This is a genomic window from Arthrobacter sp. Leaf141 (assembly GCF_001424565.1).
Lineage (GTDB): Bacteria > Actinomycetota > Actinomycetes > Actinomycetales > Micrococcaceae > Arthrobacter.
The window spans coordinates 90,028-102,776 of sequence record NZ_LMOL01000002.1; the positions used below are offsets into that span (position 1 = coordinate 90,028).

11 protein-coding genes are annotated in these 12,749 nt (G+C 68.8%); 5 read left to right on the forward strand and 6 right to left on the reverse strand.

The genetic code is table 11. From position 1 onward, the window contains the following. Nucleotides 1-16: 16 nt before the first annotated feature. The 4 genes from ASF72_RS00660 to ASF72_RS00675 all read right to left on the reverse strand — a co-directional run bounded on the left by ASF72_RS00660 (nucleotide 17) and on the right by ASF72_RS00675 (nucleotide 5,987). Nucleotides 17-1,942: a DUF2264 domain-containing protein gene (locus ASF72_RS00660; RefSeq protein WP_056595621.1), complete on the reverse strand. Its 1,926-nt coding sequence runs from the start codon at nucleotides 1,940-1,942 to the stop codon at nucleotides 17-19. A 78-nt stretch (nucleotides 1,943-2,020) separates the two neighbouring features. Beyond that, nucleotides 2,021-2,767 (reverse strand): ThuA domain-containing protein, encoded by a 747-nt coding sequence (locus ASF72_RS00665; protein WP_056595624.1) that lies wholly within the window; start codon nucleotides 2,765-2,767, stop codon nucleotides 2,021-2,023. After that, nucleotides 2,767-3,915: a LacI family DNA-binding transcriptional regulator gene (locus tag ASF72_RS00670; protein WP_056595626.1), complete on the reverse strand. Its 1,149-nt coding sequence runs from the start codon at nucleotides 3,913-3,915 to the stop codon at nucleotides 2,767-2,769. Before ASF72_RS00670 ends, ASF72_RS00665 begins: the two co-directional genes overlap by 1 nt. Next, complete coding sequence (locus tag ASF72_RS00675; protein WP_082483872.1) at nucleotides 3,912-5,987, reverse strand: heparinase II/III family protein; 2,076 nt, start codon at nucleotides 5,985-5,987, stop codon at nucleotides 3,912-3,914. Before ASF72_RS00675 ends, ASF72_RS00670 begins: the two co-directional genes overlap by 4 nt. A 161-nt stretch (nucleotides 5,988-6,148) precedes the next feature. On the opposite strand from ASF72_RS00675, the gene ASF72_RS00680 reads away from it, so the two are divergent. Genes ASF72_RS00680 through ASF72_RS00700 form a run of 5 tightly spaced genes read left to right on the forward strand, consistent with a single transcriptional unit; the run spans nucleotide 6,149 to nucleotide 11,066 of the window. After that, nucleotides 6,149-7,162, forward strand: coding sequence for a hydroxyacid dehydrogenase (locus tag ASF72_RS00680; protein ID WP_056595629.1), 1,014 nt, complete (start codon nucleotides 6,149-6,151; stop codon nucleotides 7,160-7,162). Nucleotides 7,163-7,217: 55 nt separating this feature from the next. Next, complete coding sequence (locus ASF72_RS00685) at nucleotides 7,218-8,498, forward strand: ABC transporter substrate-binding protein (RefSeq protein ID WP_050686352.1); 1,281 nt, start codon at nucleotides 7,218-7,220, stop codon at nucleotides 8,496-8,498. Nucleotides 8,499-8,506: 8 nt separating this feature from the next. Beyond that, the gene (locus ASF72_RS00690) at nucleotides 8,507-9,430 is read left to right on the forward strand and encodes a carbohydrate ABC transporter permease (RefSeq protein WP_056595632.1); all 924 of its coding nucleotides are present in this window, start codon (nucleotides 8,507-8,509) and stop codon (nucleotides 9,428-9,430) included. Next, nucleotides 9,430-10,359: a carbohydrate ABC transporter permease gene (locus ASF72_RS00695; RefSeq protein ID WP_050686347.1), complete on the forward strand. Its 930-nt coding sequence runs from the start codon at nucleotides 9,430-9,432 to the stop codon at nucleotides 10,357-10,359. The genes ASF72_RS00690 and ASF72_RS00695 overlap by 1 nt, the downstream gene beginning before the upstream one ends. Continuing rightward, nucleotides 10,356-11,066, forward strand: coding sequence for a hypothetical protein (locus tag ASF72_RS00700; RefSeq protein ID WP_056595635.1), 711 nt, complete (start codon nucleotides 10,356-10,358; stop codon nucleotides 11,064-11,066). Before ASF72_RS00695 ends, ASF72_RS00700 begins: the two co-directional genes overlap by 4 nt. Before the next feature lie 72 nt (nucleotides 11,067-11,138). On the opposite strand, the gene ASF72_RS00705 is transcribed toward ASF72_RS00700, so the two are convergent. Beyond that, entirely contained in the window at nucleotides 11,139-11,501 is a 363-nt protein-coding gene (locus ASF72_RS00705; protein ID WP_327019580.1) for a hypothetical protein, read from the reverse strand. A gap of 71 nt (nucleotides 11,502-11,572) precedes the next feature. Beyond that, nucleotides 11,573-12,749 (reverse strand): copper amine oxidase (locus ASF72_RS20835; protein WP_442854142.1); only part of this gene is annotated, 1,177 nt, incomplete at its 5' end.

A 12,749-nucleotide genomic window follows, 5' to 3' on the forward strand; every position in this document is an offset into this window, starting at 1 on the left:
CAGGGAACCTGCGGCGCTATTCCAGCCGCGCCCACACCGCCGCGGGGTCCACGGCGGTGCCGTCGGCAAACACAAAGCTGCCGCCGTCGGACCACCGCGCGCCGGCAAGTTCCCGCTCCAGCCCGGCACCGCCCAGGCCCACGACGGCGGCATAGTCACCGTCGCGGGCGGCGCCGGCGGTACCAACCCAGGGGATGGTGAGCCGCTCCCCCATGGGGTGCGCGGCCTCCCGGACCCAGGTGCCGGCGTCGTCCAGTGGCCCGCCGGCACAAGGCGCGGCCAGGATCCTGCTCAAAACGGAATCCGCACCATCCTGGTCCACCGGCCAGCCGCCTATCCGCAGGCGGGAATCCGCCCCGGCGGCGGCCGTCCCGCGGAGCCGCACCAGCCGCAGCTCCACCGCCCCGCGGGTCAGCGACACCACGGTGGCCTCGGGCCCGGCGACCGCCACGCCGGCTGCGCCGCTGCCATGGTCGGGGCCGGCGTTGGGGTCCACGGAAATCCAGTGCGCCGTGAACCGGGATGCGCCCAACAGGACACCATCAAGGTCCGCCTGCGCCAGGACGGTAAAGCCGGTCCGGTGCGTCAGCTGCCCGGACCCGGACTGCAGCACCACCGCGTTGTCCAGGGATTCCGGTGCCAGGTCCGGGAAGGTGTGGGTGGAGTAGCCAAGCCGGGCATACAGCGGCGAATCCGCCACCGTGCTCCCGGGGTTGGCGTGGTCGGTGCCGTGGTTCCGGACCCGCACCACGCCGTCCGCCACCGTGCCGTTTACCTGCCAGCCAGGGGCGGCAATCAGCCGCCGGGTGTCCGCCGCCTCCACCGGCAAGGGCTCCTCCACGGCAGTCCACACGGGGTGATCCGCGGGCAGGGCCAGGCCCATCATGCCCTTCGCTGCCCAGTACGGCGACCCGGAACCGGAGTAGGACTGCTTCATGCCGGGGAACTCGCCGTGCCAGCCGATGGAGAGCAGCCCGTCCGGGGTGAGGGCGTCCCGCTCCATGAAGTAGGACAGGATCCCGGACGCCGCCCGCCGGGACACCCCGGGACTCAGCCGCGTCTGGCCCAGCAGCTGGCCGGACCAGAACGGCGCCGCGGCGGCGAAGCGGTAGATCAGGCTGCGGCCCTGGATCAGCGGGGCCCCGTTGCCGCCCACCAGGTGGATGGCGTCGGCCAGGAAATCCGCCAGCCGACCGCCGTCGAGGTCCCGCCGGGCCCGGACCCGGGGGTCCTGCGGCGCCATCAGCTGCAGCAGCTGCGGATAGACGTGGAAGGCCCAGCCCACGTAATGGTCGTAGGCGCGTTCGGGGCCGTCGGCAAACCAGCCGTGGCCGCGGTAGAGGGCATCGTGGGTTGCCAGGCCGGCGTCGATATCGGCGTCGGAGTACCGGCCGCCCACGCTGGCCAGGAACGTCTCCACCACAATCTGGAACCACACCCAGTTGATGGGCGGGTACTCCTCGCCGATCACCGTCTCGAACCAGGCCACCAGCTGTTCCTGGACCCGCTGCGACAGTTTGTCCCACAGCACGTCCCGGGTCAGGGCCAGGCCAACAGCCAACGACGCCGCCTCCACCTTGGCCTGCCCCAGCTCGCCGGGTGTGGGCCACCGGTCCGGATTGGCCGGGTTGGTGCCGGCGTCGAGGCCTGCTGCGTACCAGTCGGCCAGCCAGCCGGTTCCGTCCGGGTCACCGGCCAGCCGGAAGGACGCCAGCAGGAATGTGCGGGCGAAGGCCTCCAGCGAATCGCTGCGCGGGCCGTAGGCGCTGCTGGCGCCGGGAAGGTAGAGGTTGGCGTGGTCGGGGGTGGCAAACCGGTGCGCGGACCGCAGCATATGGTCCGCGTAGGCGCACCAATGGTCGCGGGTCAGGCCGGTGAGCGGGGACAGTTTCCGGTCCAGGGGCGGAAGGACAAGGGCGGGCGGGGCGGCACGATGGGTCATGGTGTCCTGGCGGGTCGGTGGCAGGGGCGGTGGATCGGCGGCAGGCGCCTGGTCAGAAACAGGTTGGCAGGAGCCGGGTCATGCGGGGGCCGGGGCTTGCGCGCCGTCCGGGCTGCCGGCGGTGAGCCAGCCGATGGCCTGGCGCAGCAGCCTGCGGTGTTCGGGTGAGGCGTAGGAGGCGGCGTCATGGCCCAGCGCGTCGTACACAGTGCGGCCGGAGCCGCCGCTGCCTGCGCCCGGGCGCTCCAGCGACCACACGGTGGGATGGTCCAGGCCGTTGTGGACGTGCGTGGCGTGCACGGTGATGCCCGGCGCGGTGCGCAGGTAGCTGTATTTCTCATCGGGCAGCACAAAGTCCGGGATGCCCGCCACCACGGGTCCGGACTCCGGCCGGACCGAGATGGCCGCCGGGCCGTAGTCGGGGTGCATGGACGTACCCCGGATCCACCGTCCGCCCAACCCGTCCTCCCATTCGGGCAGGTCGGTGAAACTGGTGGCGCTGGAATGGGACGCCAGCAGGGGCCTGCCCAGCCGGAGCCAGCGGGACAACCCGGCAGCGGCCTGCGGCGTCCCGGGCGAGGGTGCGCCGTCCCGCGGCAGGCCCACGTTGATGGCGAGGAGGGCCGGCAGGTCCGCGCTGGGCAGGTCCGCCAACGCAGCCAGTGCGGCGTCCACGTCCGGCGGCAGGACGGCGTCGAACCCTGCCTCCCGGAGGAGGTCCGCGAGCGCTGCGGAGGTTTCCGCAAAGGGATGCCACGGGTCGGCGTAGCGGCCGGTCCCGCTGAGCAGCAGCGCCGTGGGACGTGCCGGCGTTGCCCCCGCCATCACAGCGTTTCCTGCAGCAGGCCGGCGGCGGGGACGCGGGGCGCTCCCACGGAGGAGTCGCGCAGGATCAGGTCGGGGTTGAGGCCGACCCGGTGCACGGGCCGCTGCCTTCCCTCTGCGAGCCGCGCGGCCATCAGCTGCACCGCCACTTTCCCCACATACTGCTTGGGCGGCCGAACGGCGGAGATGGCGGGTTCGGCGAGGTAGGCCACCTCGTCGTCGTAGCCCACCACCGCCATGTCCCCGGGAACCTGCAGGCCGCGGTCCACGCAGTGCTGCACAAACGCCACCGCCTGGGTGTCCGAATGGACCAGCATGGCGGTGGTTCCGGTGACACGGCAGAGTTCAAGGACGTGGTCGAAATGTTCCGCCCTGCCGCCCGGGCCCTGCGTGGCCGAGTCCTCATGGACCGAGCCTTCCAGCGGGATCTTCATGGCGGCCAGGGCCTGCCGCCAGCCGCGCACCACGTGTGGGCTGGTGGGACTCGCGGAGTCCGTGAGGCAGCCGATCTGCCGGTGCCCCTCCTGCCACAGGTGCCGCACGGCCATGCCGGCTCCGAACGAGTGGTCAGTGGCCACCCACTCGAGGCGGTGCGCCGGAACCTCCGCGGGCGGCCGGCGTTCGGCGAGGACCACGGGGATGGGCAGCGTGTTGAGCCAGCGGAGCAGTTCACGGCCGTGTTCGCCGGTCATGTCCGGTGCCACGATCAGGCCGTCGATGTTCTGGGTGTCCAGCAGTGCCTGCACCTGCCGGCGGTTGTCGGCGGCGTCGTAGGCGGAGCCGCGGACCAGGATCCTCAGGTTCTGCTCTTCGGCTTCGGCCCGGGCGCCGCTGATCACCTGCGGCCAGTAGTAGTCCAGCGAGGGCACCACCATGCCGATGGAGTAGCTGTTCGACGCCGGCCTGGCCGCCGCCGACCGGTCCAGTGGGCTGCGGAGGGTGGCGCCGCCGTGCACCCGGGACACCAGGCCCTCGTCCGCCAGGATGTTCACGTCCCGCCGGATGGTCAGTTCGCTGACACCCAGTTTGGCCGCGATCCCCCGGACAGTGATGGCGCCGTGGGCCCGGAGTTCCTCCATGAGGCGCTCCCTGCGCTGAAGTGAAAACAGGGACTTCCCGGCGGGGACGGATGCTGGCGGGGTGCTCATGGTGTGGCCTCCACGGTGAGGGTGAATGCGCCGGCGGCGCGGTTGTCGGCGGACATCCTGAAGCGCAGGCGGGTCAGCCTGGCACCCCAGACGCCGGCCAGGAGCGGGTCGTCGAGCTGCCATTCGTCCACCAGCACGACGGCGGATTCCGGCTCCCAGCGCAGGGCGGCGCCGCGGGTGGCAGGGTTGCCGGGCGTTGCGCCGGTTCCGGGGACGGGTACGGGTACGGGGATCCCTGCCGGCGATATTGTTGCGGTGCCGGCGTGGGCGCCGGTGCCGATCCGCACGGTTCCGGCAGCAAGGTAGGTGATGGAGGTACCGTCCCCGGCCGCGCCTTCCTGCGGTGCAGCAGCCAGGTCCCAGGTGTCGGTCACCCGTACCTGCCGGGCGTCACGGTCCAGGGCCGCGGTGCGGACCCACTGCCCGGGGGCCAGCCCATAGGCGGCCCCCAGTTCCAGTCCCAGCACGGGATTCCCGGCAGCCGGCACGTGGACAACGTGCGCGGCAAACTCCTTGCCGGTGCCCTGCTCCTGCCCGGCGGGTGCCGGGACGCTGTGCCAGGCACTCTGCATGGCGCGGATGCTGTACCTGTCGGGCCCAAACGTTTGGGCCGTGTATGTGGGCTGACCGGCATCCACCAGCAGCGGCACACCGTCCACGGCCACCACCACGGATCCCACGTCGCGATGGTTGTGGTGCTCGCCGTTGTGCCCGCCCTTGGCTGCCAGGAACAGTCCGGTGCTGCTGCCGGCAGTTTCGCGGGCCACCATCACCTGCACCGAGGGCAGGTAGGCGAACGGCACCAGCGGGTACCCCGCGCCGACCACGGAGCCGGAGCCCGGACCGGCTCCCTCGCCGACGGATGGTCCAGCTGCCACTCCATGGGCGCCGGCGGCCAGGATCGGCCGCAACATCCTGCCCAGGCCCGCGGCCGGCGCCGGCTCCCCGGAGTCTGCGCCTTCGGCGTGCGCTGCCGCGTCGGCGTTGCCCAGCTGGCCGGCCCACCGGCGCAGCATGCTCCACGGCAGCGCCGGAGCTGCCTGCGCCGGACCGTCCGCCACGTTCAGGTACCAGCTGCCGCCGATGTGCATCCGGTGCGGGAAGGCCGCCATTTCGCGGACCACCGGCAGGTCGGCGTCGAGCGCCCCGCCGGTTGCCTCCGTGAGCAGCGAGAGTCCCTCCAGCGCCCTGCCCGCGCCGTTCCACCAGTAGGCAAAACCCTCATCGATGGCCCCGTCAGCCGGGATGGCGGCCAGGAACCGGTCCAGGCCTTCGATGCACCGAGCAACAGTCAGGGCCCGGACCCCGGGGTCGTCAACCAGGAACAGCGCAGCGGCCAGGAGGTTGGAATGGATCCAGGGGTTCCAGTTGTGGACATCGCCGTCCAGGCCAAGCCAGTGCCAGTCCAGCCGGTCCAGGAAGGGCCGGATCACGCGGGAAAGCACCTCGTCCCGGATCCGGCGCCGCAGTCCCGGCGCCCTGCCGTCCAGTTCGGCACCCAGCACCAGGTCCAGCCAGGCCAGCTGCGCCGCCACTTCCCCGGCGCCCAGGTCAAGATAAGGCCGGTCCAGATCCGGCAGCACGTCCCCCGTGCGGGTGAACACGTCCTCGTGCGCGGCCCAGCTCCACGAGCTTTGTTCGCAAAGCAGGAAGGCGCCGTCGATCACTTCATCCAGCCAGGCCGGTGCTGCCCCCGACGGTCCCTCCGGGTCAGGGTTTTGGCCGGGCTGCGCTGCCAGTGCCAGTACCACCGCACGCGTCAGCCGCTGCTGCCGGGCGCCCACCAGCCCCTCGTAGGCGGTGCGGTTGCCGTCCCGGAAATACCGGGCGTAGTGGGACACCAGGGGCTGCGGCCACGGTGTGCCGCGTTCCGCCCGGGCGTCCCGCTGCAGTTGGCCGGTGCGCGGTCCTGCCGCCGCGCACCATGCAGGATCGCCGACGGCGGGAGCCGCCAGCCGCCCGCGGGCGCCGGCCAGCAGGGACACCAGGTTGCCGACGGAAGCGGTATCGCCCCACGCGGCCGCCAACGGAAAGGCGGGAGGGAGTTCGGGAGAGCCGTGCTGGGACGTCATCGGGGAAACTCTTCTTTTGTTCGACTGTGATCGTTTCAGATTGAGTACGAATGGCTTGGTTGAACTGTGCTGTTCATGAGTATGTACTGGATTCCAGATGTGATGCAAGCCATGAACTGCCCGGTCTGGAGCAGTTCCCAAGAACGGAAAAGGAGGCCCGAATGCCGGCTAAACCCAAGGCAATGCTGGTGATGAACAGCGAAACCTACTCCGATCAGTTCGACGCCGCCCGGCTGGAGCGCCTGGCCTCAATGGTGGACCTTGGCAGCACGCCCTGGACCGCTTCCCTGACGGATCCGGGCCTCGCGGACCGGCTGGCAGAGGTGGAAATCCTGCTCACCAGCTGGGGGGTTCCCGCCTTGGATAAGGAAACCCTGGACCGCCTGCCCAGGCTCAAGGCGGTGTTCCACTGCGCCGGGACTGTCCGCAGCTTCGTCAGCCAGGAACTCTGGGACCGCGGCATCCTGGTGACCAACGGCGCCGATGCCAACGCCATCCCCGTGGCGGAGTTCACTTTCGCCTCGATCGTGCTGGCGGGAAAGAAGGCCCACGTCCTGGCCAACGATGCCCGGACCTTCAGGACGGACTGGAGCTACACCACCCGCCGGGGCGAGCTGGGGAATATCGGCCGTACCATCGGCGTGATCGGCTTTTCCCGGATCGGCCGCCGTGTGGTCCAACTGGTCCAGCAGCTGCAGGATGTGACCTGCCTGGTCAGCGACCCGCACGCCGACCCTGCAGCCGTGGCAGCCGCCGGTGGGACGCTGGTAACCCTGCCGGAGCTGCTGGCCGCCTCCGACGTGGTCAGCGTCCACGCCCCCGCCCTGCCGGAGACCCGGCACATGCTGGGCGGCCTGGAACTGCGCGCCATGAAGGACCACGCCACCCTGATCAACACCGCCCGCGGCTCCCTGGTGGACACCGCGGCGCTGGAGGCGGAGTGCGCCACCGGCCGGATCAACGCCCTGCTCGACGTGACCGAGCCGGAACCGCTGCCTGCGGACTCGGTCCTCTATTCACTGCCCAACGTGGTGATCACCCCGCACATCGCCGGCTCGCTCGGCACCGAAACCCGGCGGATGTCCGATGCCGCCCTCAACGACCTGGAACGCTACCTCACCGGCCGCCAGCTGCTGGCCCAGGTGGTTTCCGAAGATCTCTCCCTCAGCGCCTGACCCGGCATCACCGCCGCATCCGCGGCACCACCAAAATCCCCTTAAGGAGAACGCAATGAAGCGCACCACTCTCGCCGCACTGGCCCTGGCAGTCACCGCCGGGCTGGGCCTGACCGGCTGCGCCGGCGCAGCCGGCCCCGCCGAAGAACAGGGACAGGAAGGCAAAACCCGCCTGACCGTGTCCGTGTGGAACTACGAAGGAACCCCCGAGTTCAAGGCCCTGTTCGACAGCTACGAGGCAGCGAACCCGGCCATCGACATTGAGCCCGTGGACATCCTGGCCGACGACTACCCGCAGAAGGTCACCACCATGCTGGCCGGCGGCGACACCACCGACGTCCTGACCATGAAAAACGTGATCGACTACGCCCGCTACGCCAACAACGGCCAGTTGCAGGAAATCAACGGCGTGGTGGACACCGTGGGCAAGGATTCGCTTGCAGGACTGGATGCCTTCAACATCGACGGCAAGTACTTCGCCGCCCCCTACCGCCAGGACTTCTGGCTGCTCTACTACAACAAGGAACTCCTCAAGGCCGCCGGCGTGGACAACCCGGCCAACCTGACCTGGGACGAATACTCGGCGCTGGCCAAGAAGCTCACCACCAACGCCGACGGCAAAACCACCTACGGCACGTACCACCACATCTGGCGTTCGGTGGTCCAGGCCATCGCCGCGGCGCAGAACGACGGCGACCAGAACGGCGGCGACTACGGCTTCTTCGAGGACCAGTACAACACCGCCCTGGACCTGCAGAAGAGCGGCGCCACCCTGGACTTCGGTACGGCCAAGAGCCAGAAGACCAGCTACCGGACCATGTTCGAGACCGGCCAGGCAGCCATGATGCCCATGGGCACCTGGTACATCGCCGGCTTCCTGCAGGCCAAGAAGGACGGCAAAACCAACGTGGACTGGGGCCTGGCGCCGCTGCCGCAGAAGTCCGACGACGGCAAGGTCACCACGTTCGGTTCGCCCACCGCGTTCGCCGTCAACAAAAACGCCCAGCACTCCGACGAAGCAAAGAAGTTCATCGAATGGGCCGCCGGGGAAGAGGGCGCGAAGGTCATTTCGAAGATCGGCGTGGTCCCCGCCCTGCAGAACGACGCCGTCACCGACGCCTACTTCCAGCTCGAGGGCCTGCCCTCCGATGAGCTGTCCAAGAAGGCCTTCACCCCGGACAAGACCGCCCTGGAAATGCCCGTCAGCGACAAATCCGGCGCCGTGGACAAGATCCTGAACCAGGAGCACGACCTCATCATGGTGGGCGAGCGCCCGGTGGCGGATGGCATCGCCGAAATGGGCAAGCGCGTCACAGGCGAAGTCCTCGGCAAGTAGCTTCCGCCATGACCACCGAAACACTGACACCCGCACCGGTGCCCGTCAGCCGGGGCAACCGCAAACAGGCGCGGCGCAACACGCTGATCGGCTGGACCTTCATCCTGCCGAACTTCCTGGGCTTCCTGGCCTTCACCCTTATCCCCGTCATCGCGGCGTTCGCGCTCTCATTTATGGAATGGACCTCGTTCACGGCACCGCGCTGGGTGGGCCTGGAAAACTTCCAGCGGATGCTCCAGAGCGACACGTTCTGGGTGGCCCTGCGCAACACCGTGGTCTACGCGCTGGGCCACGTGCCCCTCACCATGGCCCTGGCCCTGGGCCTGGCCATGCTGCTTAACCGCAAGCTCAAGGGGATCGGCTTTTTCCGGGTGGCCATCTTCTTCCCCTACATCACCTCCCTGGTGGCGGTGGCAGTGGTCTGGAACATGTTGTTCAGCCCGGACAACGGACCCATCAACCAGTTCCTGAATGCGATCGGCATCGCCGAGGCTCCGGGCTGGACCTCCAGCTCCGACTGGGCCATGCCGGCAGTGATCATCACCAGCGTGTGGCGGGACATGGGCTATTACATGATCCTGTACCTGGCCGGCCTGCAGGCCATCCCCACGGAACTGTATGAGGCAGCCGAGGTGGACGGCGCCAGCGGCTGGCAGCGGTTCTGGAACGTCACCATCCCGTCCCTGCGGCCCACCACATTTTTTGTGGTGGTCATGCTGACGGTGTCCAGCTTCAAGGTCTTCGACCTGATTGTGGTGATGACCAACGGCGGGCCCGGGCGCGCCACCACCGTGCTGTCCCAGCTCATCTACCAGGAGGGCATCGGCGAAGGGAAGTTCGGCTATTCGTCGGCCATCTCCCTGGTGCTGTTCCTGATCGTGCTGTCCATCACCGTCCTGCAGTTCAAGCTTCAACAGCGGAGGGAACGCTGATGACCAACATGGCCGAAGACCTCAAGGCAGAGGCACCCTTCCTCAGCGGCGCCCCGGCACCTGCTCCGGAAGACCGGCGTCGTACGCAACGGGAATCACCGCGCGAACGGAAGAAGCGCACCACCGACGTGGTGATCTACGGCGTGCTGGCCGTGCTGGTTGTGGCGCTGATGGTGCCCTTCTTCTGGATGCTGTCCTCGTCGCTGAAGGAAAACAACCAGGTCCTCACCGTCCCCATCCAATGGATTCCCAGCGATTTTGTGTGGAGCAACTACACGGACATCTGGACCCGGATCCCCATGCTGGGCTACCTGCAGAACTCGCTCTACCTGGCAGTGATCATCACGTGCCTGCAGGTGCTGACCGGTTCGCTGGCCGCCTACGGCTTCTCCAAGGTCCGCTTCCCCGGCCGGGACGTGCTGTTCCTGGCGTATATCGGCACCATCGCCGTGCCGTGGCAGGCCTACATGGTGCCGCAGTACATCATGATGCAAAACCTGGGGCTGACCAACAGCTTCAACGCCCTGATCCTGCTGCAGGCGTTCGGCGCGTTCGGGGTGTTCCTGATGCGGCAGTACTACATGACCATCCCGGATGAACTCTGCGAGGCCGCCCGCATCGATGGCCTGAGCGAGTACGGCATCTGGGCGCGCGTGATACTGCCGCTGTCCAAGCCGGCCCTGGCCAGCCTGGCGCTGCTGACGTTTGTGAACACGTGGAACGACTACATGGGACCGTTCATCTACCTCACGTCCAACCGGCTCTGGACGGTCCAGCTGGGCCTGCGTTCCTTCGTGGGCCAGTTCGACGCCGAATACGCCATGATCATGACCGGGTCCGTCATCTCGGTGATCCCCATCCTGGTGATCTTCCTGATCGGCCAGCGGTACTTCATCCAGGGCATCGCCACGAGCGGCATGAAGGGATGACCGCCGTGGGAGGAGCCGGGCGGCGCGGGCTGCTGGGCCGCGTGCCCAGTCCGGGCTTCGAGGCGTTTGGCAGCATCTTCGGCTTCATCTACACCTTCCTGGCCGGGAATATGCTGCTGGCACTGGCCAACGCGCCGCTGGTGCTCTGCCTGGCCCTGGTGGCCGATCCGCTGGCGGCGTGGCCGTTTTTCCTGGCGCTCTCGGTGACGGTCCCGCCGTCGCTGGCCGGCCTGTTCGCGGCCTTCCAGGCACTGAACGGCGACGGCGGCGCGGTCAAGCCGGTCGCCGCCTTCCTGCGCGGCTACGCAGCCGCGTTCCGGCGGACGGCCCCGCTGGGCCTGGCCGCCGTGGCGGCGCTCCTGTTCCTCGGCGTGGACCTGGTGATTGTCCAGTCCATGCCCGCCGCCGCGGTGCTGGCTCCGCTGATCGTTGTGGCCGCCGCCGTCACCGTGGGCGTCACCGTGACGGCAGCGGCGGGCACCGTCCTGCTGCCCGGGGCCGGGTTGAAAGCCCTGCTCAAGGCCTCGCTCTACCTCTGCCTGCAGCGCTGGTACCTGAGCCTGGCCATGCTGGTCCTGCTGGGGATTATCGCCTCCGCCGCGCTGCTGCAGCCGGTGCTGGGCATTGCCTTGGCCCCCGCACCGCTGCTGTTTGTGGTCTGGAGCAACGGCGCCTACGCGTTCCACCAGGTGCTGCGGACGCCCTGACCCGGTTGCCTAACCCGGCGCAGTTCCCCGCGAGATGGCACTTCGCGGCAGTCCCGGCGGCAAACATTGCCGTCAAATGCCATCTCGCGAGGGGAATCCTGCCGCGGCGCGCAGTCTTGCCACCAGTGTTGCCGCGAGCAGTGCCGTGCCCAGTTCCAGCCCGATCACCAGCAGCAGCGGCCCGGCACCGACTGCAGGGGAAGCGGACGACGCCGGGCCCCCGCCGTGGGCGTGGCCGGCACCTCCCGCGCCCAGCAGCAGGACGCTGTGCACGGCCACCATCAGCACCGCCGCCCCGGCAATCTGCCGGAGCGGCCGCACGGCACCGTGCCGCCAGATATGGACGGCGCAGGGGACACAGATAGCGGCCAGCAGCACCATCAGCACGCCCAGCCAGGCTCCGTGGTTCCCTGCGGCCGCGAGCCACAGGTGCACCGCGCAGGACACCGCAGTCAGCCCGGCGCACAGCCTGCGGTGCAGGACCGGGCCCGCTGCGGCCGGCGGCTTCAGTGGCAGGAGGTGGATGGCGCACCGCCGGCCTCGGCGTGGCAGGCGGCGCTTGTGCCGGCGGGGACGTCCAGCACCGGGCTGCGGTCAAAGAAGCCTTCGGGCCGGAGCTTGAAGCCTACGGTGTCCACCGGCATGATGGGCCAGTCCTCCACCCGTGGGAAGTGGGTGAGGCCAAAGGTGTGCCACACCACCAGGTCCTGGCCGTCGAGGTCCCGGTCCTGCGCCACGTAGGCCGGCAGGCCGGCCCCACCGGGGTGCTGGTTCACAAAGTCGCCCGTGGGATACCGCTCGTCCTCGGCGTAGCGGGTGACCCAGAGGTCCTTGGTGGCGAAAACTGCCCGCCTGGCGATGGATGAGTCCGGGTCCGCCAGCAAAGTGGGCTGGTTCTGGGAATGGAGCTTGTAGCCCACCGGCTCACCCAGCCGGTTGCGGGACTCCGGGTTGGAAATGATCCAGGTCCGGCCGGCCTTGGCGTCGGCCTCGCGGACGCCATCGGATTCGCGGGCCAGGACCGTGCGCTTGCGGGTGAAGGCGTTGCCGCGCTCATTGCCTTCGCCCATGGCCTGCCGGACTACGTCCTCTTCCACCACCCGGTTGGTGAAGCCGTCCACGGCCATGTCCAGCCGGGCGCTGAAGAGGTGCTGGTGGAAGGGTGCGCCCAGGCCCGGGGCGAGCTGGGAGATGTTGTCCGACCCGCCCTCGGGAAAGGCGCTGGTGAACACCACGCCGGTGGCCTTGGCCTCGAATTCGATGGTGCCGTCCAGGTACAGGTACCAGTAGAACCCGTAATCGTAGTTGCCCACGGTGGTGAAGAAGGAGATCACCAGCCGGCGGTTGCGGCGGGTGTAGTTGATCCCGCTCCACAGGTCGCTGTGTTTGGCCAGGATCCCCCAGTCCTCCTCGTGCATGCAGATGCCGTTCCGGATTTCGCGCGGATTGCCCACAGCATCGCTGATTACGGGGCTGAGGTAGGTGATCTCGCCCAGGCAGTCGCAGCCGAGTTCGAGTGAGTTGGCGTACTGGCCCACCAGGTATTCGCCGGTGTCGAAGTAGTTCTGCCAGGACCGCACCGGGGAGGGATCGCCGTACGGAACCACCATCTCGGCAATCGAGGCGCGGTTGATGATGGGCCGAAGCCGGTTCCCGTCCTGGAACGCGAGGTTGTGCAGGACC

Excerpts from the sequence above, each read along its gene's own strand:
- ASF72_RS00700 (WP_056595635.1), top strand. The coding sequence starts at position 10,356 with ATGACCGCCGTGGGAGGAGCCGGGCGGCGCGGGCTGCTGGGCCGCGTG.
- ASF72_RS00665 (WP_056595624.1), bottom strand. The coding sequence starts at position 2,767 with ATGGCGGGGGCAACGCCGGCACGTCCCACGGCGCTGCTGCTCAGCGGG.
- ASF72_RS00675 (WP_082483872.1), bottom strand. The coding sequence starts at position 5,987 with ATGACGTCCCAGCACGGCTCTCCCGAACTCCCTCCCGCCTTTCCGTTG.
- ASF72_RS00690 (WP_056595632.1), top strand. The coding sequence starts at position 8,507 with ATGACCACCGAAACACTGACACCCGCACCGGTGCCCGTCAGCCGGGGC.
- ASF72_RS00680 (WP_056595629.1), top strand. The coding sequence starts at position 6,149 with ATGCCGGCTAAACCCAAGGCAATGCTGGTGATGAACAGCGAAACCTAC.
- ASF72_RS00670 (WP_056595626.1), bottom strand. The coding sequence starts at position 3,915 with ATGAGCACCCCGCCAGCATCCGTCCCCGCCGGGAAGTCCCTGTTTTCA.
- ASF72_RS00660 (WP_056595621.1), bottom strand. The coding sequence starts at position 1,942 with ATGACCCATCGTGCCGCCCCGCCCGCCCTTGTCCTTCCGCCCCTGGAC.
- ASF72_RS00695 (WP_050686347.1), top strand. The coding sequence starts at position 9,430 with ATGACCAACATGGCCGAAGACCTCAAGGCAGAGGCACCCTTCCTCAGC.
- ASF72_RS00685 (WP_050686352.1), top strand. The coding sequence starts at position 7,218 with ATGAAGCGCACCACTCTCGCCGCACTGGCCCTGGCAGTCACCGCCGGG.